Source organism: Aeromonas sp. s7(2024) (assembly GCF_040907825.1).
Classification (GTDB): domain Bacteria; phylum Pseudomonadota; class Gammaproteobacteria; order Enterobacterales; family Aeromonadaceae; genus Aeromonas; species Aeromonas veronii.
This window is the reverse complement of record NZ_JBFOCM010000004.1, coordinates 124190-144027: the sequence shown is the minus strand read 5'-3', so window position 1 is coordinate 144027 and position 19838 is coordinate 124190. Positions and strand designations below refer to the sequence as shown.

18 protein-coding genes and 2 tRNA genes are annotated in these 19838 nt (G+C 61.0%); 8 read left to right on the top strand and 12 right to left on the bottom strand.

The features are described 5' to 3' along the window. Positions 1 to 5 precede the first annotated feature (5 nt). Both AB5Y73_RS00720 and AB5Y73_RS00715 read left to right on the top strand, forming a co-directional pair. Positions 6 to 81 (top strand) — tRNA-Lys (locus AB5Y73_RS00720). A 17-nt stretch (positions 82 to 98) separates the two neighbouring features. After that, a tRNA-Val gene (locus AB5Y73_RS00715) sits at positions 99 to 174 on the top strand. A gap of 131 nt (positions 175 to 305) precedes the next feature. Here AB5Y73_RS00715 and AB5Y73_RS00710 read toward each other — a convergent pair. Both AB5Y73_RS00710 and AB5Y73_RS00705 read right to left on the bottom strand, forming a co-directional pair. Further along, on the bottom strand, positions 306 to 446 hold the full coding sequence (locus AB5Y73_RS00710) for a hypothetical protein (RefSeq protein WP_279499401.1): 141 nt from the start codon (positions 444 to 446) through the stop codon (positions 306 to 308). 91 nt (positions 447 to 537) lie between these two features. Continuing rightward, complete coding sequence (locus AB5Y73_RS00705; protein ID WP_005362979.1) at positions 538 to 1851, bottom strand: sodium-dependent transporter; 1314 nt, start codon at positions 1849 to 1851, stop codon at positions 538 to 540. A 432-nt stretch (positions 1852 to 2283) separates the two neighbouring features. Between AB5Y73_RS00705 and AB5Y73_RS00700 the strand changes: the two genes are divergently transcribed. After that, positions 2284 to 3003, top strand: a complete 720-nt coding sequence (locus AB5Y73_RS00700) for an ABC transporter substrate-binding protein (protein ID WP_107682765.1) — start codon at positions 2284 to 2286, stop codon at positions 3001 to 3003. A 3-nt stretch (positions 3004 to 3006) separates the two neighbouring features. Here the strand turns inward: AB5Y73_RS00700 and AB5Y73_RS00695 are convergent, their stop codons facing one another. Continuing rightward, positions 3007 to 4320, bottom strand: coding sequence for a sodium-dependent transporter (locus AB5Y73_RS00695; protein ID WP_279499402.1), 1314 nt, complete (start codon positions 4318 to 4320; stop codon positions 3007 to 3009). Between the two features lie 211 nt (positions 4321 to 4531). Continuing rightward, on the bottom strand, positions 4532 to 5371 hold the full coding sequence (locus AB5Y73_RS00690; RefSeq protein WP_076492465.1) for an isopenicillin N synthase family oxygenase: 840 nt from the start codon (positions 5369 to 5371) through the stop codon (positions 4532 to 4534). Between the two features lie 207 nt (positions 5372 to 5578). Between AB5Y73_RS00690 and AB5Y73_RS00685 the strand changes: the two genes are divergently transcribed. Continuing rightward, positions 5579 to 6142, top strand: a complete 564-nt coding sequence (locus AB5Y73_RS00685; protein WP_118854584.1) for a DUF2799 domain-containing protein — start codon at positions 5579 to 5581, stop codon at positions 6140 to 6142. Between the two features lie 51 nt (positions 6143 to 6193). On the opposite strand, the gene AB5Y73_RS00680 is transcribed toward AB5Y73_RS00685, so the two are convergent. Continuing rightward, positions 6194 to 7012, bottom strand: coding sequence for a Cof-type HAD-IIB family hydrolase (locus AB5Y73_RS00680; RefSeq protein WP_118854585.1), 819 nt, complete (start codon positions 7010 to 7012; stop codon positions 6194 to 6196). 110 nt (positions 7013 to 7122) lie between these two features. Beyond that, positions 7123 to 8352 (bottom strand): MFS transporter, encoded by a 1230-nt coding sequence (locus tag AB5Y73_RS00675; RefSeq protein WP_118854586.1) that lies wholly within the window; start codon positions 8350 to 8352, stop codon positions 7123 to 7125. Positions 8353 to 8458: 106 nt separating this feature from the next. Here AB5Y73_RS00675 and AB5Y73_RS00670 point away from each other — a divergent pair, with 106 nt between their 5' ends. After that, on the top strand, positions 8459 to 9082 hold the full coding sequence (locus tag AB5Y73_RS00670; RefSeq protein ID WP_267528622.1) for a metalloregulator ArsR/SmtB family transcription factor: 624 nt from the start codon (positions 8459 to 8461) through the stop codon (positions 9080 to 9082). A 311-nt stretch (positions 9083 to 9393) separates the two neighbouring features. Then, a complete protein-coding gene (locus tag AB5Y73_RS00665) occupies positions 9394 to 9870 on the top strand; it encodes an Lrp/AsnC family transcriptional regulator (RefSeq protein ID WP_005304871.1) in 477 nt (158 codons plus the stop codon). Positions 9871 to 9994: 124 nt separating this feature from the next. Here the strand turns inward: AB5Y73_RS00665 and AB5Y73_RS00660 are convergent, their stop codons facing one another. Both AB5Y73_RS00660 and AB5Y73_RS00655 read right to left on the bottom strand, forming a co-directional pair. Further along, positions 9995 to 10312 carry a hypothetical protein gene (locus AB5Y73_RS00660; RefSeq protein ID WP_005343224.1) on the bottom strand — a complete coding sequence of 106 codons (318 nt, stop codon included), beginning with the start codon at positions 10310 to 10312 and terminating at the stop codon, positions 9995 to 9997. A 145-nt stretch (positions 10313 to 10457) separates the two neighbouring features. Continuing rightward, a complete protein-coding gene (locus AB5Y73_RS00655) occupies positions 10458 to 10685 on the bottom strand; it encodes a hypothetical protein (protein WP_005335715.1) in 228 nt (75 codons plus the stop codon). Between the two features lie 195 nt (positions 10686 to 10880). Between AB5Y73_RS00655 and AB5Y73_RS00650 the strand changes: the two genes are divergently transcribed. Both AB5Y73_RS00650 and chrA read left to right on the top strand, forming a co-directional pair. Beyond that, entirely contained in the window at positions 10881 to 11336 is a 456-nt protein-coding gene (locus tag AB5Y73_RS00650) for an NUDIX hydrolase (RefSeq protein ID WP_279499404.1), read from the top strand. A gap of 58 nt (positions 11337 to 11394) precedes the next feature. Continuing rightward, positions 11395 to 12561: a chromate efflux transporter gene (gene chrA, locus AB5Y73_RS00645; protein ID WP_279499405.1), complete on the top strand. Its 1167-nt coding sequence runs from the start codon at positions 11395 to 11397 to the stop codon at positions 12559 to 12561. A 73-nt stretch (positions 12562 to 12634) separates the two neighbouring features. Here the strand turns inward: chrA and msrB are convergent, their stop codons facing one another. From msrB to malQ, 4 genes are all read right to left on the bottom strand, one after another. Continuing rightward, positions 12635 to 13021, bottom strand: a complete 387-nt coding sequence (gene msrB, locus AB5Y73_RS00640; protein ID WP_279499406.1) for a peptide-methionine (R)-S-oxide reductase MsrB — start codon at positions 13019 to 13021, stop codon at positions 12635 to 12637. 68 nt (positions 13022 to 13089) lie between these two features. Next, positions 13090 to 15246, bottom strand: a complete 2157-nt coding sequence (gene glgX / locus AB5Y73_RS00635) for a glycogen debranching protein GlgX (RefSeq protein ID WP_005354729.1) — start codon at positions 15244 to 15246, stop codon at positions 13090 to 13092. Beyond that, positions 15246 to 17423: a 1,4-alpha-glucan branching protein GlgB gene (gene glgB, locus AB5Y73_RS00630; protein ID WP_279499407.1), complete on the bottom strand. Its 2178-nt coding sequence runs from the start codon at positions 17421 to 17423 to the stop codon at positions 15246 to 15248. Before glgB ends, glgX begins: the two co-directional genes overlap by 1 nt. Positions 17424 to 17505: 82 nt before the next feature. Further along, complete coding sequence (gene malQ, locus AB5Y73_RS00625) at positions 17506 to 19695, bottom strand: 4-alpha-glucanotransferase (RefSeq protein ID WP_181294862.1); 2190 nt, start codon at positions 19693 to 19695, stop codon at positions 17506 to 17508. Positions 19696 to 19838 lie beyond the last annotated feature (143 nt).

Here is a 19838-nt window from a genome sequence, read left to right as displayed (position 1 = left end):
TAGATGGGTCGTTAGCTCAGTCGGTAGAGCAGTTGACTTTTAATCAATTGGTCGCTGGTTCGAATCCAGCACGACCCACCATCATTTCAAGAATCCCAGGTCGTTTAGCTCAGCTGGGAGAGCACCTCCCTTACAAGGAGGGGGTCACTGGTTCGATCCCAGTAACGACCACCATATTCGAAAGCGATGCTGAGATATCAGCTGCGTTTGCAGAGAAAGTCCCCACTCAGATGGGGATTTTTTTTGCCCGCAATTCAGTACTTCAACTTCTTCTGTTGCCGGTGTGGCGAGCCGAGCACGACCTCTTATTGTGCCACTCTGCCACTCTGCCACTCTGCCACTCTGCCACTCTGCCACTCTGCCACTCTGCCACTCTGCCACTCCGATCCTTCTTCATCCTGCTCTTCCGAGATTGTTCGACGGCCACTGACTTCACTCTTGTCCATCGTGATGCTGCTTATATGAACGCCTGTAATAAAGTGAACGCCAGCAATAAAAAGGGCAGGCCAAGGCCTGCCCGCACGGATTCGCAAAGCGTTACATGATCCCGCGGATCAGGATCCCGCTGATCAGCAGCGGCGCCACTACGCGCCAGCACCAGAGCAGCGCCAGACGCAGGGCGGGTGACAGGCCCACAGGGAGAATGGCATCACCCAGGCGCCAGCCCAGCAGCAGGGTCAGTACCAGACCAAACAGCGGCATCATCAGGTTGGAGGTGAGGTAGTCGAGCAGCTCGAAGATGGTCTTGCCAAACAGGGTCAGATCGCTCCATGGGCCGAACGACAGGCTCACCGGAATGCCGGATGCCATGATAAGCAGGGTCAGTACCCGGCAGGCGCCACGGCGCGACCAGCCCCACTCCTCGGTGGTAAAGCGCACCAGATGCTCCAGCATGGAGATGGAGGAGGAGAGCGCCGCCACCAGCAGCAACAGGAAGAAGACAACTCCGAGCCCCTGACCGAACGGCAGATGGCTGAACACGGCTGGCATGGTCATAAAGGTGAGTCCTGGGCCTGCGGTAGGGTCGATACCGGTGGAGGCTAGCGCCGGGAAGATCATCAAGCCCGCCAGCACCGAGATAAGGCTTGCCAGTGTGACCACCCAGACCCCGGAGCGCAGCACCCCTTCGCTATTGGGCAGGTAGGCGCCATAGGTAGTGTGTACCCCGAGCCCGATGGAGAGGGAGAAGAAGGCCAGCCCCAGCGCGTCCAGCACGCTCTGGCCGGTCAGCATGGAGAAGTCCGGCAGCAGCAGCTGGCGCACACCCGCCATGGAGCCCGGCATGGAGAGACCGACCCCCACCAGCAACAACATCATGATGAAGAGCGCGGGCATCATCCAGCGCAGTGCCCGCTCAACCCCTTTCTGAATACCCCCCTGCACGAACCACCAGGTCAGGCCTGCGAAGATCAGATGGGTCAGCACCGGCCACCAAGGGTTGCTGACATAGCCGTTGAACAGGGCGGTGAGGGCGCTCCCCTCGCTCAGGTTGAGCTTGCCAGCCATCGCCAGCGCGGCGTAACCCACGGTCCAGCCACCGACCACGCTGTAGAAGCTGTAGATAAAGAAGCCGCAGGCGATCCCCATATACCCCATCCAGCGCCAGTTCGGCCCCACCAGTTTGCGAAAGGCGCCGAGCACCCCGCGCTGGCTATGGCTGCCGAGCAGAGTTTCGCCGACCTGTACCGCTACCCCCAGGGTGAAGCTGAACAGCAGAAAAACCAGCAGGAAGGCGCCACCGCCATTGGTGGCGGTCACATAGGGAAACTTCCAGATGGCACCAAGGCCAATCGCTGTGCCTGCTGCGGCCAGCACATGACCGAGACGGGAAGACCACTGAACCTGGCTCATACAACCTCCGGGTAACACGACATCGAAGCAATACTCCTGAGTAGCAATAAACGACAGACCATAAAAAAGGCCGCCTGAGGCGACCTTTGCAATGAACATTCAGAAAAACTGTGCGTGCAAGGTCACCTCTCTTGCGAGCTAAAAAATCGACCAAACAGCACGAGGATGGCAGACATGAGGTGACAACCTGACTAATGAATGAGGAAACAGCCTAAACCATGGAAAGAATAATTGACACATAAAATAAAAATTTTTTTATCTGTGCCGCTGTCACCACTCTGGCTATACGTACAACTCAGTGGGGGAAAACCTCGCCGGGCCGTATCTTTTCTACCTTGTGGCTATTTACTGGGCGATAATCGACGTAGCTTCTTCTGGAACTAGTGACCGCTACATGGCACAGACGGGAACAACGATGAGACAGGATGTCGTATGAGATGGATGGTGCTGCCCTGGTTACTGATCAGCCTGAGTGTGTCGGCGCAGCCCGCATTAACCCTGCTGAGTCACGACTTACCCCCCTTTACCGAATACCGCGACGGCAAGCTCGACGGATTTGCCATTCGCCTGATCGATGAGGTGCAGGAGGAGCTTGGCACCCGTTATCCGGTGCGGATTTACCCGCTCAAGCGGGCGCTGGCGCTGGCACGGGTCGAGCCCGGCTATGGACTGTTCGTGGTACAGCGGCTTCCGGAGCGGGAGTCCCATTTCAAATGGGTTGGCCCGCTCTTTATCAATCGGGTCTTTATCTATCAGGCGCCGGATAGTCGCCACCCGCTGACCTCGCTGGCACAGCTGCGAGATCTGCCCAGAGTGGGGGTAGTGCTGGGCAATGCCGATGATGTGCGGCTGACCCATGAGGGCTACACCAATCTGGTGCGCTACAAGACGGTCGGGGAGGCGATAGAGCGGCTGATGCTGGGCAAGATCGATGCCTTGCCGATGGCGGAGCTGGTGATGGAGGCCACCCTCGGCAAGATGGGGTTATCCCGGCACAGCATCGTCAGCAGTGGGGTACTGCTCCATCAGGCCGGTCTCTATATCGTCTTCTCCAAGGGAACGGATGATGCCGAGATCACCCGCTGGCAGCATGCCCTGGAGGCCGTCAGAGCCGCCCAGGGGCGGGCCGATGAGCCCACCCGCGAAGAGTAACCGTCACACCAGACCGCGAATCAAGATCCCGCCGATCAGCAAGGGGGCAATCCAGCGCCAGCAGTTCATCAGCAAGTGATGCCAGTGGCTGGCAATCCCCTGCGGCAGAGCCTTGCGTCCCAGCTTCCAGCCCAGCAGCAGCGTCAGCATCAGGCCGAACAGCGGCATCATCAGGTTGGAGGTGACAAAGTCCAGCAACTCGAAAATGGTTTTGCCAAACAGGGTTGCGTGTTGCAGCGGGCCAAACGACAGGCTGACCGGAACACCGCTAACCATGACGAATCCTGTGATGGCGCTGCAGGCCGTGCGGCGGGACCAACCCCAGGTCTCGCACAGGAAGCACTGCAAATGCTCCAGCAGGGAGATGGCCGAGGAGAGCGCCGCAAAGACCAGCAGGGCGAAGAAGATCACCTCAAGCACCTGACCGAAGGGCAGCAGCTGAAACACCGCCGGCATGGTCATAAAGGTGAGACCGGGGCCGGAGGCCGGGTCGATACCGGTCGAGGCCAGCACTGGGAAGATCATCAGCCCTGCCAGTACTGCCACCATACTGGCCAGCAGTACCACCCAGAGGCTGGAGCGGCCAACCCCTTCGCTGGTCGGCAGATAGGCGCCGTAGGTGGTGTGAATGCCCAGACCTATGGAGAGGGAGAAGAAGGCCAGCCCCATGGCATCGAGCACGCCGGACATCCCCAGCTTGCTGAAGTCGGGCATCAGGAAGTGACGTACTCCCGCCATCGCATTGGGCAGAGTGAGGCCAAAGGCGACCAGCATCAGGATCATCAGGAACAGGGCTGGCATCATCCAGCGCAGGGTGCGCTCCACCCCTTTCTGAATGCCGCCTTGCACCACCATCCAGGTGAGGGCGGCAAACAGCAGATGGGTGAGAATGGGCCAGACGTCGCCGCTGACATAGTCATTGAAGCGGGCGGTGAGGACCGCCGCATCCCCATGGTTGAGATCGCCGGAGATGGCCATGCCGGTATAGCCCAGGGTCCAGCCGCCCACCACGCTGTAGAAGCAGTAGATGAGCAGGGTAGAGATCACCCCCATTACCCCAACCCAGCGCCACTGTTTGCCGAGCAGATCGGAGAAGGCTCCGACGACCCCGCGGCGACTCATGCTGCCGAGCAGGGTCTCCCCCATCAGTACCGCCACCCCCAGGGTGAAGCTGAACAGCAGAAAGACCAGCAGGAAGGCGCCGCCGCCGTTGACGGCAGTGACGTAGGGGAATTTCCAGATTGCGCCGATACCGACCGCGGAACCCGCTGCGGCGAGGATGTAGCCGAGTCGGGATGACCATTGGGACTGCTTCATAAGAACTCCAATCGAGCGCCCCTTGGCAGGGGCAGAATGGCGCTCATGTTACGGAGGTCACGGCGCAATCACTACGACGGTTATCAGGTGTAAATGCGATTTATTGGCACGATTGGCTAATTTAATTCTGTTTTTTGCCCAATCCTGCCACCAAATCAAAACCGGAGCGAGATTGCTCCGGTTTGGTCTCTGACAACTGCTCGTCGGTGGACTAGATCACCCCGAGCTCCCGCAGCCGCTCCATCAGGTAGCTGTGGGCGGTATGGCGCTCGGAGAGCACCACATCCGGGCGCGGGTGGAGGAACAGCGGCAGGGAGATACGCGACTTGGCGGCACTGCCACCGGTCGGGTTGATGACGCGGTGAGTGGTGGAAGGGTAGTAGCCGCGAGAGGCCTCCTGCAGCATGTCGCCGATATTGATGATGAGGGTGCCAAAGTCGCACGGCACGTCCATCCACTCGCCATCGGAGCCCTTCACCTGCAGCCCCGGCTCGTTGGCGGCGGGCAGAATGGTAAGCAGGTTGATATCCTCGTGGGCGGCGGCGCGGATGGCGCCCGGCTCCTCGGTGCCATCGAACGGCGGATAGTGCAGCACCCGCAGCAGGGTCTTCTGGCTCTCTTCGATCATCGAGGAGAGGGGGCAGCTGTAGTGAGCGGCGATATCGGCCGGGGTGTACTGCTCGACCCAGCCCAGCAGCTCGGCGGCCAGACCGTTGGCCAGACGATAGTACTCCATCGCCTGCTCCTTCAGTTCTTCCGGCATCTGGCCCCAGGGGTAGATGTGGAAGTACTCCTTGATGTCTTTCTGGCTATGGCCCTTGGCCACCTCGGAGACCGACGGCGGGAAGTAGCCATCTTGAGTCTCGCGGTTGAACAGGAAATCCTGCTTCTGCTCGCTCATGAAGAAGCGATACCAGTTGTCGTAGATGGACTGCACCAGCTCTTTCGGAATGGGGTGGTTGGTCAGCACGCCAAAGCCGGTGGTTCGCAGGGATTCAGTGAAGCGTTGGGCCGCATCGGGTGAGCGGTAATCGACGGTCAGGACTTTCATTGTTTTTGTTGCGCGCCAGTTAAAAGATGGCGCAGTTTACCTTGCGCCTGATAACAAGGAAAGCGGGGTGGCCACCCCGTCTGGCACGGCGTTGAATAGTGACAAAAACATCAAATAAACCTTGCCAGACCACGCGGGAGCGCATCCCTTGTTATGGCCTTTTATCCTCTCTAGAATGCCGGTCACTATCTTTTCCGGAGTCTGTTCATGTCCCCCAAAATCCTGTTGCTGACCCTGCCGGTATTGCTGGCGGGATGCAGTGCCCTGTCAGAAGATGAGTGCCGTACCATGAGTTGGTACAACCTGGGTTATCAGGATGGATCGGAAGGCAAAACCCGTCAGGCGACCCGCGACTACGTTTCGTCTTGCAGCGAATATGGCCTCCGGGTGGATGAGGCCGAGTGGAAACGGGGCTACGACAAGGGGCTGGAGCTCTACTGCATTCCCGAGCTGGCTTACAGCAAGGGCAAGGAGGGGCAGGCCTATCTGGGGGTATGCCCCAATGACGCCAGCTTCCTCAAGCAGTATCAGCGTGGCTACGAAGAGTACAAACTGGCCGCTCGCCTGCGGGAGATCAGCGACGAGCTGGAGCGTACCGAGCGTGATATCGATACGCTGGAGCGCAGCATCCGCAACGAAACCAACACGGAACAGCGTGACTACTACCGCGCCAAGCGCGATCGGGCCATTCGCCACTATGAATCCCTGCGCCGGGAGTACAACCGTCTGCGTTATCCGGATCGGGTGATCCAGTTCTCCTTCGGCGGTTAATCCCTCTCTTCATGGCCAGCCCGCGTGCTGGCCATGTTGCACCTTGTCAGGTCAGGGCAGCACCCAGCGCTGCAGTGCCAGTGCGATACCATCTTCGTTGTGGTCAGCCGTGATCCGGTGGGCATGGCTCTGGATCTGCGGGGCCGCATTGCCCATGGCCACCGCCAGCCCTACCTGCTCGAACATGCTGATGTCGTTGTTGTTGTCCCCAAACGCCACCACCTGCTCCATCGCAATCCCTTCGCTGGCTGCCCACTGGGAAAGCCGGTTGCCCTTGCTGCAACCGGGCTGTACCAGCTCCACCGCATAGGGGGCCGCCCAGTCACGGGTAAAGGGCATCTGCTCGACCACCTCGCCCATAAAGGTGTGCAGGCGTGCCGGATCCTGATTGAACAACTCCAGCTTCCAGACCGGGTTGTCGAGCCAGCCTGCCAGCTCCTCGACCGGGTGGAGGGCGATCTTGAGGTGGTCCGGCTGATTGGCCGACCAGTGGCGGATGCGGGTGACATGCTCTTCACAGCCGATGTAGCCAATGCCCTCGCTCAGGTGGAACAGGGCGCCCATCTGCTGTGCCTCGACCGCGGCCAGCAGTTCGGTAAGCGGGGCGGCCGCCAGCGGGTCGCCACTGAGGATCCGGTTCTGCACCGGATCATAGAGATAGGCGCCATTGCTGCAGATGAGGGGGGTATCGAGGGCCAGCTCGTGGTGGAAGGGACGCGCCGTCATGTAGTGGCGCCCCGTGACCAGCAGCACCTTGATGCCGTGGGCGCGGGCCTGCGCCAGGGCTGCCCGGGTGGCCGACGAGATCTTGTGATCCCGGGTCAGCAGGGTGCCATCCATATCGAGCGCGATGGCCTTGTACTCACTCATAGCTCCTCCAGCATCGAACAAATCCGTAAAGAGCTTTACCGTCCCAGACCCGGCGCCCCGATGCAAGTCTTGCCCGCAGCCGAAGCGCCGAACTGTGATCCCTTCGTTGCTCAGGCGCAGCTGGCCAGCTGTTGACGACGGTCGGCACGGCGACGCAGCAGATAGAAACCGGCGGCACTGGCAAGGGAGCAGAGGGTGGCGAGATAGAAGGGCCACTCGGTACCGGCCAGCAGCACCAGACTGCCGAGCAGCACCGCCAGGATCTCGCTGCCCACGGCGAGGGCGCGGTAGAGCCCCATCGCCTGCCCCTGCTGCTCCGGGTGACTGCGGTTGGAGATCGCCACCGAAGTGGCCAGCTCCCCCAGACTCATGCCGATGCCAGCGGGAACGAAGGTAAGCGCCAGTCCCCACCAGTGCACGGGCAGGATAAAGAGCAGCATGCCGCTCGCCATCACCAGATGGCCGACAATGCCGAGGGAGCTGCCGCGCCAGTGACGGGCGATGCGGGAGCCGAGCCAGGAGCCCGCCATCATGGGCAGGCTCACCAGCACCGCCGCCTGCGCCAGCTGGGCCGGATCCCAGGACAGCCGCTCCACCAGCCAGATATTGAAGTAGGTGAAATAGAGCTGCACGGCGCCATAGCTGGTCAGGGTAAGTGCGAAGTAGGGGAGCAGGGCCGGTTGCAGCAGCAACTGGCGGCTGGAGAGGGTCGGGGCCTGCTGGGCGGTCGCCACCGGAGGACGATAGGGGATCAGCCAGTAGACCAGCAGCAGGTTGATCAGGGTCATTCCTACCGCCAGCCAGGCGGCCAGACTGTAATCCCCCGAGATCACCGCGGCGTAGCCCCCGATCACCGGCCCCACGACCCAGCCCAGATTCATGCCGATGTTGATCCAGGCGAAGCTGCGGGCCTTGTGCTCCTTGCCGGCGAGATCCGCCGCCATCGCCTGCACGATGGCGATGTTGCCGTTGCACAGCCCCTCCACCATCCGGCTGAGCAGCAACAGGGGGAGGGAGCGCCAGGCGATACCGAGTGCCATCAGGGCATAGCCTGCCAGCACCCCCGCCAGCGATAGCAACAGCAGTGGCTTGCGGCCATAGCGGTCGGAGAGGCGACCGAGCCAGGGGCTGCCCACCAGCTGGAACAGGGGATAGAGCCCCATGATGACCCCCAGCCACACCTTGCGGCTCCAGTCGGAGGCTTCCGGCGTCAGCATCCCCTGCGCCGGATCCAGCAGCAAGGGTGCCAATACCGGGGAGGGAAGACTGAAGCCTGCAACTGCCAGCGTGACCGTCATGACCAGCACCCAGAGGGGATTTTTGTGCCCGTGTTTCTCCATGTCGCACCCATTAAATAAAGTCATTGGTTTATTTATGCTGATTCATCGACGGGATTAAGTAAAGTGAATTGTTGATTTAATAAAGGGCGCTCCCCATAATGAGATCATGAACGCAAGCACCGACAAGATCCTGTTTCTGCTCAAGAGCCATGGCCCGCAGAGCGCCGCCGCGCTGGGGGAGCAGTTGCAGATGACCTCCATGGGCGCCCGCCAGCACCTACTCACGCTGGAGCAGGAGGGGTGGGTCACATTCAGCGACGAGGCGCGCGGGCGCGGTCGTCCCGTGCGGCTGTGGCAGCTCACCGAGCAGGCCTGGCAGCGCTTCCCCGATAGCCATAGCGACCTGACCGTGCAGTTGATCGACAACGTGCGCGAGCTGTTTGGCGAGGAGGGGATGGAGCGGCTGATCCAGCAGCGGGAGCAGCAAATGCTTGCTCGCTATCAGGAGGCGCTGGGGTCCCATGGCCTCTCTGGCCGGCTGGCGGCGCTCAGGGAGCTGCGTACTCGCGAGGGCTACATGGCGGAGATCCTCCGCGAAGAGGATGGTAGCTGGCTGCTGTGGGAGAGCCACTGCCCCATCTGTGCGGCGGCGCGCACCTGCCGCGGTTTCTGTCGCAGCGAACTGGCGCTGTTTCGCCAGCTGCTGGCGCCGGCAACGGTGGAGCGGGAGCAATATCTGCTGGAGGGGGCGCATCGCTGCCTCTATCGCATCACGCCGCCCGCGCTCTGATTTCGTCAAACGCCCAAAAACAACAAAGCAGGCGCCGGGATGCCTGCTTTGTTGCCTTCGGGGAGGGGGTTCTCTCGTTCCAGCCCGTCGTTTCCCGATAAGGTAAGACGGCTGATGGGGCTCTTGACCCGGTAAGGTCCTTCACCGCAGAGACCCGGTCAGGTATCTGCTTTGCCACCGGAAGATGTAACCATAGTATCCCTCCCGTGCCGGTGAGTGGTTGCAAAGCAACCACTTATTTCGGTTGTTTTTGCAATACTTCACCCTTAATCTAGGAAAAGTGGATTAGTCATTGCAACGAGGAAGGGTAAATGCTGAAACTTGATCGCATAGACAGACATATTCTCGAGCTGATGCAGGAGAATGGCCGCATCAGCAATCTGGAACTGGCCGAGTTGGTCGGGCTCTCCCCGTCCCCCTGCTCCCGTCGGGTCAAGGCGCTGGAGGATGCCGGTCTCATCGACACCCACGTTACTCTGCTCAACGCCCGCCAGCTTGGCCTCACCCTCACCGCCTACATTCACATTTCCATGGACAGACATACGCCGGAGCGGTTCGAAAACTTCGATCGCGCCATCAGCGAACTGCCCGAAGTGCTGGAGTGTGATCTCATCACCGGCAATGATGCCGACTACCAGCTCAAGGTGGTGGTGCGCGACATGGAGCACTATCAGCACTTCTTGCTGGACAAGCTGACCCATATTCCGGGGGTGACCGGAGTGCGCTCCAGCTTCGTGCTGCGCCGCATCAAGCACAAGACGGCGCTGCCGCTCAACCATCTGGGGTGAGCCCGCACAAACCGCTCATATAAACAGAAAGAGGAGGCCAGTGGCCTCCTCTTTCTGTTATGCGGTATTGGTTATTTGGTTCTGGATTAGCTGTCGCGGTGACGGGGAATGGCTACTGCTGTGGTCAGACGCTGACCTGGCTGATGTCTTCCACCTGCAGCAGCCAGCCGCTCTGCTCCTGCTGCGGTTCGCCGCTGACTCGCAGCCGCTCGCCGGTCGGCACCCACTGCCCCTCGGGCAGGGAGACCAGCAGGCTTTCGCTGCCGTTGTCGAACAACCAGCGATCTTCGCCAAGCGATTCAATCAGATAACCTTCCATCTCCACTCTGGACTCGGCTTGCCAGGATGGCGCAACGGAATCACGGCTCTCGATGAAATCCCCCTGAACACCAAAACTGGCTAGCCCCCACAGAATGGAGAGCCCGACGATGGATGTTTGCATCTTGTCTCTCCTCTTTTGGAACTGTAGGGCCAGTATGGGAACAGAAAACTGAGCGCACCATGAACAAGGTGGCAAAGTGCTGGCGAGATCGCGAAAAAATCCGGCCAATTGGCCGGCAGTGTCATTTTATGGTGCCTGGATCACACTATTTGGCGGCTTCTTCTGCCATCCGTTCAGCTCTTGGCTTATTCGTCCACATGGCTACCCCGCGATGATCCCCACAGATCCCCTCTGCCACCACGGCGCGAACCCGGGTGCCATCTTTGCAAATGGCCTGCCAGGCGTCGGCATCATCGATGGCGAGCGAGTTGGGGGGCGGCGTGGTTTGGCAAGCCGTGAGCAGCAGGGCGCACAGGGGGAGCAATTTTTTCATGGCGGACTCCTCGAGGTAATGGGGGACTGAGAGGATTGGGATGACCTCTCCACTCCCCAGCATCAGTGATAACCGGTTAAGGGGCAAGGGGAGGGGCCACCGACAGGCGCAGGTGCCGTGCAGCCGGGGCTTGCCCTGTGCCCTCCTTGGGCCTAAGGTGGGGCCGTTTTACTGCCTGATTGAAGGAGCGTTTTCATGTCCACTCTCTATCCCCGCGTCGGGGTCGGCGTCATTCTGACTAACGCCCAAGGCCAGGTGCTGCTTGGCAAGCGCAAAGGGAGCCATGCCCCCTACTGGTCGATCCCGGGTGGTCATCTGGAGTTGGGGGAGAGCTTCGAGTCGGCGGCGATCCGCGAGGTGGCCGAGGAGACCGGACTTGAGATCCACGGGCCCGAGGTGGTGGCGGTGACCAACAATCTGGAGACCTGGCGCGAGAGCGGGCTGCACTATATCTCGGTGACGCTGCACGCTAAGGCCGATGGCGAGCCGCAGCTGCTGGAGCCGGAGAAGTGCGAAGGCTGGGTCTGGTGCGATCCGCGCGAGTTGCCCGAGCCCCATTTCGACGCCAGCCGTCAGTCCATCGCCTGCTGGCTGGCGGGACGCTGCTACTTGCCGAGTGATGTGCCAATAGTGTCGGCCGAATCAGTCTGATTGTCATAAAACGATCATCGCGCTGTCATAATATCCCCTCTCCATCGGGAGAAGAGGGATGAGGGAGAAGAGCGTGGGACAGGTATTTATTCAGTTTTTATGGCTGGGATGCATCAGCTTTGGTGGTCCGGCCGCTCATATTGGCTATTTCCAGCGCACCTTCGTCCAGCGGCTTGGCTGGCTGACACAGGCCGAATTTGCCCGCTTGCTGGCGCTGTGCCAACTGCTGCCGGGGCCCGCCTCCAGCCAGCTTGGTTTCGCCATCGGTCGTCATCGCGCCGGTCTGGGCGGGGCGCTCTCTGCTTTTCTTGGCTTCACACTTCCCTCATTTTTTCTGCTACTGGCGGCCGCGATCGGCATCGGCCAGCTGGGCAGCAATCTGTGGCTTGATGCGGCGCTGCACGGCCTCAAGCTGCTGGCGCTCATCGTGGTGGCCGATGCGGTGCTCACCATGAGTCGTCAGTTCTGTGCCACGGTAATGACCCAAGGGATTATGGTGGTGACCGCTGCTGCACTCTGGTGGCAGCCCGGTCTGCTGACTCAACTGTTGATGCTGGCGGGAGCTGCATTGATCTGCGCCCGCAGCCAGCGCGGGGCGGGGAGTCGCCCAGCCTCCGCCGAGCTGCCTTCTGCCGCCAGCAGTCAGCCTCATTGGCCGACCCTGCTGCTGTTTGGCATCCTTTTTATCGGCCTGCCGCTGCTCGGCAGCCCGCTTGGCCAGCTGGTTGCCGACTTCTATCGCGCCGGTAGTCTGGTGTTTGGCGGTGGCCATGTGGTGTTGCCGCTGCTGCAAGAGAGCGTGGGCCACACTCTCAACGAGCAGCAGTTTCTGACCGGTTACAGCCTGGCCCAGTTGGTGCCGGGCCCCATGTTTATCCTTGCCGCCTATCTTGGCGCCCAGCTGCAGCCCGAGATGCCGATGATCGGGGCCCTGTTGGCGACCCTGGCGCTCTTTGCACCCGGCTTTCTGCTGCTCTGGGCGGTGGGCCCCTGCTGGCAACAGTGGCTGGCCCGACCCCGTCTGGCGGGGGCCGTCACCGGCATCAACGCCGCCGTGGTGGGCTTGTTGCTGGCGGCGCTCTATCAGCCGGTGTGGCAGAGTGCGGTGCTGGCGCCGACCGATCTGGCGCTGGCGGCCATCGGCTTTTATCTGCTGCGGGCGTTGAAGTTGCCGGTGCTGGCCATCGCGGCCCTGTTGGTGATGGCCACCATCCTGCTGGCGTGAAGCCGGTGAAATCCCGATAAAAAACGGCGCCTCCGTGATGGAGGCGCCGTTTTTATTGCAATGGGTCAGCCGCTTAAGCGTCGGGATCGAAATCCAGACTCAGGCTGTTGACGCAGTAGCGCTGGCCTGTCTCGGTCGGTCCATCGGGGAAGACGTGACCGAGGTGAGAGCCGCACTGGCGGCAGGTGACCTCCACCCGCTTCATGCCGTGGCTGTTGTCTTCGGTGTACTCAACCGTCCCCTCGATGGCCTTGTCGAACGAGGGCCAACCGCAGCCGGAATCAAACTTGGCTCCTGAGTGAAACAGCACGCTCTTGCAGCAGACACAGAGGTAGTCGCCGCTCTTGCGATTGTGGAGCAGGGCGCCGCTGTAGGGGCGTTCGGTGCCCTTCTCCCAACAGACGTGAAACTGCTCGGCGGTCAGTTTGCTGCGCCACTGTTCCGGATTGTTACTGCTCATACCGACTCCTTGCCATCCATACCGGAGCCCAGCATAGCGGCTCCGTAAAGCTGACTCCAGCATGCCTCTTATGCTTTGCCTGTATCTGTGATCGAGGTGGCAACCATCTCCTCACCGGATGCAGGGAGAATTTCCTGCTGCGGTGGCTGGGCATCCTCCGCCGTGCTGGCCAGCGCCACCCGCTCCAGCAGTTTGAGGGAGTGGGCCCGGCCGACTGCCACCTGCCGTTTGATGTCATCCGGCAGGAAGGGGAGGCCATCGTTGGTGGCGGTGTCGATGGTCTGGATCCACTCCAGCCCTTCCCCCGGCGGTGGCAGGCGGAACTGGATGTCGTAATCGCTGGCGTTGAACAGCACGTACCAGCGCTCGCCGACACAGTTGATCATGCCGATATCCATGGCGAACGCCTGCCCCATGGGGGCGTGCCAATCCTGATCGGTGAGCTGGTGGCCGTCCGGGTGATACCAGTTGACCTGATGGCAGCTGGATGGGGTGCCATTCCAGCTGTCGTCGCTCAGCTGCAGGTTGGAGAAGACGCAGGACTCCGCCCGCAGCGCCATCATCTGCTGGGTGAAGGCGAACAGCCGCTCATCCTCCGGTCGCCACTGCCAGTTGACCCAGCTGATCTGGTTGTCCTGACAGTAGGCGTTGTTGTTGCCAAGCTGGCTGCGGCCCATCTCGTCGCCGGCGAGGAAGTGGGGTGTCCCTTGCGACAGCAGCAGGGTGGCAATCAGATTGCGCTTTTGCTGCTGGCGCAGGCTGTTGACCCGCGGATCCAGGGTCGGCCCCTCTACCCCGTGGTTATAGGAGAGGTTGTTGCCGTGGCCGTCCCGATTGTCTTCACCGTTGGCCTGATTGTGGCGCTGGTTGTAGGAGACCAGATCCTCCAGGGTGAAACCGTCGTGATAGCAGAGGTAGTTGACGCTGGTGTGGGGCGAGCGCCAGTTCTTCGGGAAGATATCCCGCGAACCCACCAGACGGGTGGCGAAGTCCCCCATCTTGCCCGCATCACCGCGCCAGAAGGCGCGCACCGTGTCACGGTAGCGGTCGTTGATCTCCTGCCACTGGCTCGGGAATTGACCCAGCCGGTAGCCGAAGGGGCCGATATCCCAGGGTTCGGCGATGAGCTTGACCTGTGACAGCACAGGGTCGGCCATCACGGCCTTGAAGAAGGCGCCCATGGGCTCGAACTCCCCCGCTTCCCGCGCCAGCGTCACCGCCAGATCGAAACGGAAGCCGTCCACCTGCATCTCGGTGACCCAGTAACGCAGGGCATCGAGCACCAGCCGCAGGGTGTTGGGGTGATCCAGATTGACGCTGTTGCCACAGCCGGTCACGTTGGCGTGACGGGTGTAGTCCGGGCCGTGGGGGCCCGCTTCAAAGGCGTAGTAACCGGCGTTGTCAAAGCCCTTGAACGAGAGAGTAGGGCCGTCGAAGCCAGAGGCGGCAGTGTGGTTGTAGACCACATCCAGGATCACCTCGAGCCCGGCCCGGTGCAGCTCGCGCACCATGGTCTTGAACTCGGTCACCGCCTCGTCGGCTCGGGTGCTGTAGCGTGGCTCCGGGGCGAAGAAGGCGATGGGGTTGTAGCCCCAGTAGTTGGTCAGTCCCAGTTGCTCCAGTCGCGGTTCCGACATGAAGGCGGCCACCGGCATCAGCTGCACCGAGGTGATGCCGAGACTCTTCATGTGTTCGATAACCAGCGGGTGACTGATGCCAAGGTAGGTGCCCTGCAGCGCTTTGGGGATCCCCGGGTGCTGCTTGGTAAAGCCCTTGACGTGGGTCTCGTAGATAATGGTGCGGGCCGGACTGATCCCGGGTTTGCCAACCCCTTGCCAGTCAAAACTGTCATCCACCACCACCGACTTGGCAATCATCCCGGCACTGTCCCCCTGATAGAGGGCTTCATCCCAGTAGGTGGGACGACTGAGCGCCCTGGCGTAGGGGTCGATCAGCAGTTTTTGCGGATCGAACAGCATCCCCTCCTGCGGGGTGCCATAGACCCGATAGCCGTAGCGCTGGCCGGCCTTTACGCCGCGCACGTAGCCAAAGCGATACTGGCCACGGCGGCCGGGCAGCTCCAGCCGCATCAGCTCCTGCTCCTGCTCGTCGTACAGGCAGATCTCCACCTTGTCCGACTGGGGGGCCCAGACGCAGAAGTGGCAACCGTTCTCGTCAAGGCGGGCCCCCAGCGGGTGGCCCACCCCTTTTTCCATTACAAGCATCAAGACTCCTGTTTGATAAACAAGGTCGCCAGCGGCGGCAGATCCAGCACTATGCTGTGTGCCATCCCCTGCCAGGGGGTCGGCTCGGCAGCGAACACCAGACCTACATCATAGTTACTGCCCCAGTAATACTCGCTGTCGGTGTTGAGCACCACCCGATAGTGGCCCGCAGCAGGGACGCCGATCCGATATTCGATACGGGGCACCGGGGTGAAGTTGCAAGCCACCACAATAGCCTGCTTGCCCTCTTTGTCCGCCCGCAGCCAGGCAAAGATACTGTTGTCGGCATCGTTGTGATCCAGCCAGCGGAAGCCGGTCTGCTCATAATCGGCCTGATACAAGGCAGGCTCATGACGGTAGAGGTGGTTGAGATCGTGGATCAGCCGCTGCTGACCGGCATGCTTGGGATATTGCAGCAGATGCCATGGCAGCTGGGCGTCGTGGTTCCACTCGTTGCTCTGAGCGATCTCGGTGCCCATGAAATTGAGCTTCTTGCCCGGGTGGGCATACATGAAGCCCATGTAGGCCCGCAGGTTGGCGGCTTGCTGCCACTCGTCGCCCGGCATCTTGTAGAGCATGGAGTGCTTGCCGTGCACCACCTCGTCGTGGGAGAGCGACAGGATGAAGTTCTCGTCATAGTGGTAAACCATGGAGAAGGTCATGTCGTTGTGGTGGTAGCGACGGTGGATCGGCTCTTTCTGCATATAGGTGAGGGTGTCGTGCATCCAGCCCATGTTCCACTTGAAGCCAAAGCCGAGGCCACCGAGGAAGGTGGGGCGGGAGACACCGGCAAAGGCGGTGGACTCTTCGGCTATGGTCATGGCGTGGGGATACTTGCCGTACACCTCCTCGTTGGTCCACTTCAAGAGGCTGATCGCCTCGTAGTTGTGGTTGCCGCCATCGACGTTCGGTACCCACTCACCGGCGTTGCGGGAGTAATCCAGATAGAGCATGGAGGCGACCGCATCCACCCGCAGGCCGTCGATGTGGAACTTGTCGAGCCAGAACAGGGCGCTCGCCACCAGGAACTGGCGCACTGTGTCGCGGCCAAAGTCGTAGATGTAGGAGTTCCAGTCCGGGTGCCAGCCACGGCGCGGATCCTCGTACTCGTAGAGCGGGGTGCCATCGAAGCGGGCTAGGCCGTGGGCATCGGACGGGAAGTGGGCGGGTACCCAGTCCAGAATGATGCCGATGCCGGCCTGGTGGCACTGGTCGACGAAGTATTTGAAATCATCTGCGGTGCCGTAGCGGCTGGTGGGGGAGAACATGCCCACCGGCTGGTAGCCCCAGGAGCCGCTGAAGGGGTGCTCGGAGACCGGCAGCAGCTCGATGTGGGTGTACTCCATCTCCTTGACGTAGGCGACCAGCTCCACTGCCAGCTCGCGCCAGTTCAGGCTGTCGCCATTGGGGTGGCGCTTCCAGGAGCCGACATGCAGCTCATAGATGGAGAGCGGCTGCTCGCGTTTGTCGTTGTGCTGGCTGGCAATCCACTCGGCATCCTGCCACTGGTACTGGGCGTGGTCATAGACCACGGAGGCGAACGACGGATACTGCTCGCAGTAGAAACCGACCGGATCGCTCTTGTGGGGCAGCCGGTTGCCCATGGGGTCTTTGAGCTCGAACTTGTAGCGATCCCCGGCTTTGAGGCCCGGCACAAACAGCACCCAGTGACCGCAGAGGCTGCGCTCCATCGGGTGGCGGCGGCCATCCCAGAAGTTGAAATCGCCGATGAGGCTCACGGCGGTGGCGCTCGGCGCATAGACCGCAAAACGCACCCCTTCCACCTGCTGGCCAAGATGCTCCACGGTGCGCAGCTGGGCGCCAAGGGTGTGGTAGAGGTTTTCCGGCTGGGCGGTCAGTTCGGCCAGGCCTGCCCAGGCGGCATCCTGAAACTGATAGGGGTCGATGACCTCGGTGGTGGCATCTTGGTAGCTGGCGATCAGCTGATAGGGGAAGGAGTTTTTGCGGCGGGTGAAAACAGTTTCAAAAAGACCCGATTCATCGGTGGGCGCCAGGGTGGCAACGACTTTGCCCGACTTGAGATCCTTGACGCGAACTTCGAGGGCATCAGGCAACCAGGCGGTCAGTTTGAGGCCGGGCCCATCCGGATTGGCCTGCAGGCCTAAGTGAGAGAAGGGATCGGAACAGCGGGCAGCAACCAAACGTTCAACGAGCATCGAGATTTCCTTTCATAACAGAGCATCCACTCCGGCCGAAGCCGGAGTGGATTTAGGTGAGAGCGCTGTGGGAGACAGCGTCTCAACGACTGGCCTCATCACGGGCTTGGCTCATCTTGCCAGCCAGTGCCTTGAGTGCCTCATTGGCAAAAATATCTTCCAGATCAGCGGAAAGCTTGCGGCGCCAGTTGGGGTATTCGTAACTGGTGCCCGGTACGTTGACCGGCTTGTCCATCTCCAGCCAGTCTTCCAGCTGGGTACTGAACAGGGCGCAGCTGCCGCGGGACATATGGATCTGCAGACCGTGGTTGAGTTCGGTGTTCATGCCGACCCAGTTGACGTCATGACTGATGTTGTCAGAGATGACCTTGTGGGCATGCAAGCTGTCGAGGATCCGCTGTTTGGCCTGGTGACGATCAGCATACAGAGTCTTCAATACATCTTCATCCGGATACAGACCCAGTTGACGGCCGAGCGCCAAATCGTCGCAATGCCAGAAGCCCTTGAGGGTCGGCATGTCGTGGGTGGTCAGGGCCGACATCGCCTGCTCGGTGTAGTGCGCCGGGGAGATAAAGCCGCCATCTTCCTTGGAGCGCTCGAAGAAGAACACCTTGTAGGAGTGAACGCCGTTCTCTTTCAGGGTCACGTCGATCCCCTCCGGCACGGTACCCAGATCTTCGCCGATCAGCAGGCACTGATTGCGGTGGGATTCGAGGGCCAGAATGCCCAGCAGATCGTTGACCGGATAGTAGATGTAGGCGCCCTTGGCGGCGGACGCTCCGGGCGGTACCCACCACAGGCGCAGCAAGGCCATTACGTGGTCGATGCGCAGAGCACCACAGGAGCGCATGTTGGCACGGAACAAATCCACCATCGGCTGATAGGCCGCTTCGAACAGCTTGTTCGGGTTCATCGGGGGCAGGCCCCAGTTCTGACCAAGCGGGCCGAGGATATCGGGCGGCGCACCGACCGAGGCTTTCGGGCAGTAGAGATCCTGGTTGGCCCAGATCTCGGTGGAGCCTTCGGAGACGCCCACCGCCAGATCCCGGTAGATCCCCATCACCATGCCGGCAGCCTTGGCGCGGGCATCGGCTTGCGCCAGCTGTTCGTCAGCCAAGAACTGCAGATAGAGGTAGAAGTTGACATCTTGCGGGTGCTCGGCCATCCAGGCGGCAACGGCAGGATTGTGGTAATCGCGCAGTTCCTGCGGCCATACCGGCCAGCCCCAGGCATTTTCGCCTTTGGCATAGAAGTGGGCCTGCAGGGTATCAAATGCTGCCTGCTGTTGCAGGCTGTCGCCACCGGCGGCCACGAAGGCATCAAAGGCGGCCTGACGCTCGGCGCTCAGGGTGGCTTCATCGAACACCTGACGCAGCATGCCGAGTTTGGTCTGGATCACGCCGGTATAATCGACGTTCTCTTTGGCGCGCAGATCGGCCAGATGTTGCTGGAAGGCAGGGCTCGCCACTTCCGCCTTCAGGCGAGCGCTCTGCTGGAATTCGGGCACCGCTTCCACATTGATATAGGCCACGTTGAGCCAGCGACGGGAAGAGGGGCTGTAGGGACTGGCGCTCTCCGGATTGGCCGGATAGAGGGCGTGGATAGGGTTGAGACCGACGAAGTGGGCACCCCAGGCGGCCGCTTTCTCAACCAGCTGGCCCAGATCGCTGAAGTCACCGATACCCCAGTTATGGCGGCTGCGCAGGCAGTAGAGCTGCACGCTCGGACCCCATACCTTGCGGCCATCGGCAATCGGCGCCTGCTTGTAGCAGGCCTTGGGGGCAACGATGAGGCGCATGGTGGCCAGCGGCTCGTCATTGCCCTCTTCCAGCAGCACCAGCTGGTGATAACCCAGCTCCGGGGCCATTTCCAGAGTGACGCGATAGGCCTGGCACTCCATCTCTTCAAATTCGGCCACGCCGACCAGCTCACCCTCGATGGGGGTGAATTGACCGGACAGCACTGCACCCTGCTCCTGCTGGAGCTGCCAGGTGAGGGCATCGTTGACGAATTCGATGGGGAGGCGAACCTCAAGGGTAACGGCGTCGCCGGTGCGAACCACCATCACAGGATCCAGCGCCCGCAGCCAGTGCTGGCGATGCTCCTCTTCCAGCTGCTGCACCAGTGCGGCCTCGTCATCGACGCGGTAGCCCATGGCGCCCAGCATGGCGGCCTTGCTCTCTTCTGATACCTGGGCCGGGTGGCCCCAGGCATCGACATACTCGCTGGCGATACCTTTTGCGGCAGCCAGCTGTTCAATCAGGGTGGTCATAGTTTGAGAATTCCCGCTGTGGATTCTATCTATACTATTTTGTTTGATTTTTATGGGGTGGTACTTGAACAGTGGCTCTTTGGCCATGCTAAACCGCGCACATTTTTACATATCTCTGTGAATGGTTGTGTGACCGAGTAGGC

Bases quoted from the DNA above. Each gene is read 5' to 3' on its own strand.
- AB5Y73_RS00650 (WP_279499404.1), top strand. From the start codon at position 10,881: ATGTCCACTCTCTATCCCCGCGTCGGGGTCGGCGTCATTCTGACTAAC.
- AB5Y73_RS00680 (WP_118854585.1), bottom strand. From the start codon at position 7,012: ATGAGTGAGTACAAGGCCATCGCGCTCGATATGGATGGCACCCTGCTG.
- AB5Y73_RS00665 (WP_005304871.1), top strand. From the start codon at position 9,394: ATGCTGAAACTTGATCGCATAGACAGACATATTCTCGAGCTGATGCAG.
- glgX (WP_005354729.1), bottom strand. From the start codon at position 15,246: ATGCTTGTAATGGAAAAAGGGGTGGGCCACCCGCTGGGGGCCCGCCTT.
- AB5Y73_RS00655 (WP_005335715.1), bottom strand. From the start codon at position 10,685: ATGAAAAAATTGCTCCCCCTGTGCGCCCTGCTGCTCACGGCTTGCCAA.
- msrB (WP_279499406.1), bottom strand. From the start codon at position 13,021: ATGAGCAGTAACAATCCGGAACAGTGGCGCAGCAAACTGACCGCCGAG.
- AB5Y73_RS00695 (WP_279499402.1), bottom strand. From the start codon at position 4,320: ATGAAGCAGTCCCAATGGTCATCCCGACTCGGCTACATCCTCGCCGCA.
- AB5Y73_RS00700 (WP_107682765.1), top strand. From the start codon at position 2,284: ATGAGATGGATGGTGCTGCCCTGGTTACTGATCAGCCTGAGTGTGTCG.
- AB5Y73_RS00705 (WP_005362979.1), bottom strand. From the start codon at position 1,851: ATGAGCCAGGTTCAGTGGTCTTCCCGTCTCGGTCATGTGCTGGCCGCA.
- AB5Y73_RS00685 (WP_118854584.1), top strand. From the start codon at position 5,579: ATGTCCCCCAAAATCCTGTTGCTGACCCTGCCGGTATTGCTGGCGGGA.
- AB5Y73_RS00670 (WP_267528622.1), top strand. From the start codon at position 8,459: ATGAACGCAAGCACCGACAAGATCCTGTTTCTGCTCAAGAGCCATGGC.
- chrA (WP_279499405.1), top strand. From the start codon at position 11,395: ATGAGGGAGAAGAGCGTGGGACAGGTATTTATTCAGTTTTTATGGCTG.
- AB5Y73_RS00675 (WP_118854586.1), bottom strand. From the start codon at position 8,352: ATGGAGAAACACGGGCACAAAAATCCCCTCTGGGTGCTGGTCATGACG.
- glgB (WP_279499407.1), bottom strand. From the start codon at position 17,423: ATGCTCGTTGAACGTTTGGTTGCTGCCCGCTGTTCCGATCCCTTCTCT.
- AB5Y73_RS00660 (WP_005343224.1), bottom strand. From the start codon at position 10,312: ATGCAAACATCCATCGTCGGGCTCTCCATTCTGTGGGGGCTAGCCAGT.
- malQ (WP_181294862.1), bottom strand. From the start codon at position 19,695: ATGACCACCCTGATTGAACAGCTGGCTGCCGCAAAAGGTATCGCCAGC.
- AB5Y73_RS00690 (WP_076492465.1), bottom strand. From the start codon at position 5,371: ATGAAAGTCCTGACCGTCGATTACCGCTCACCCGATGCGGCCCAACGC.
- AB5Y73_RS00710 (WP_279499401.1), bottom strand. From the start codon at position 446: ATGGACAAGAGTGAAGTCAGTGGCCGTCGAACAATCTCGGAAGAGCAG.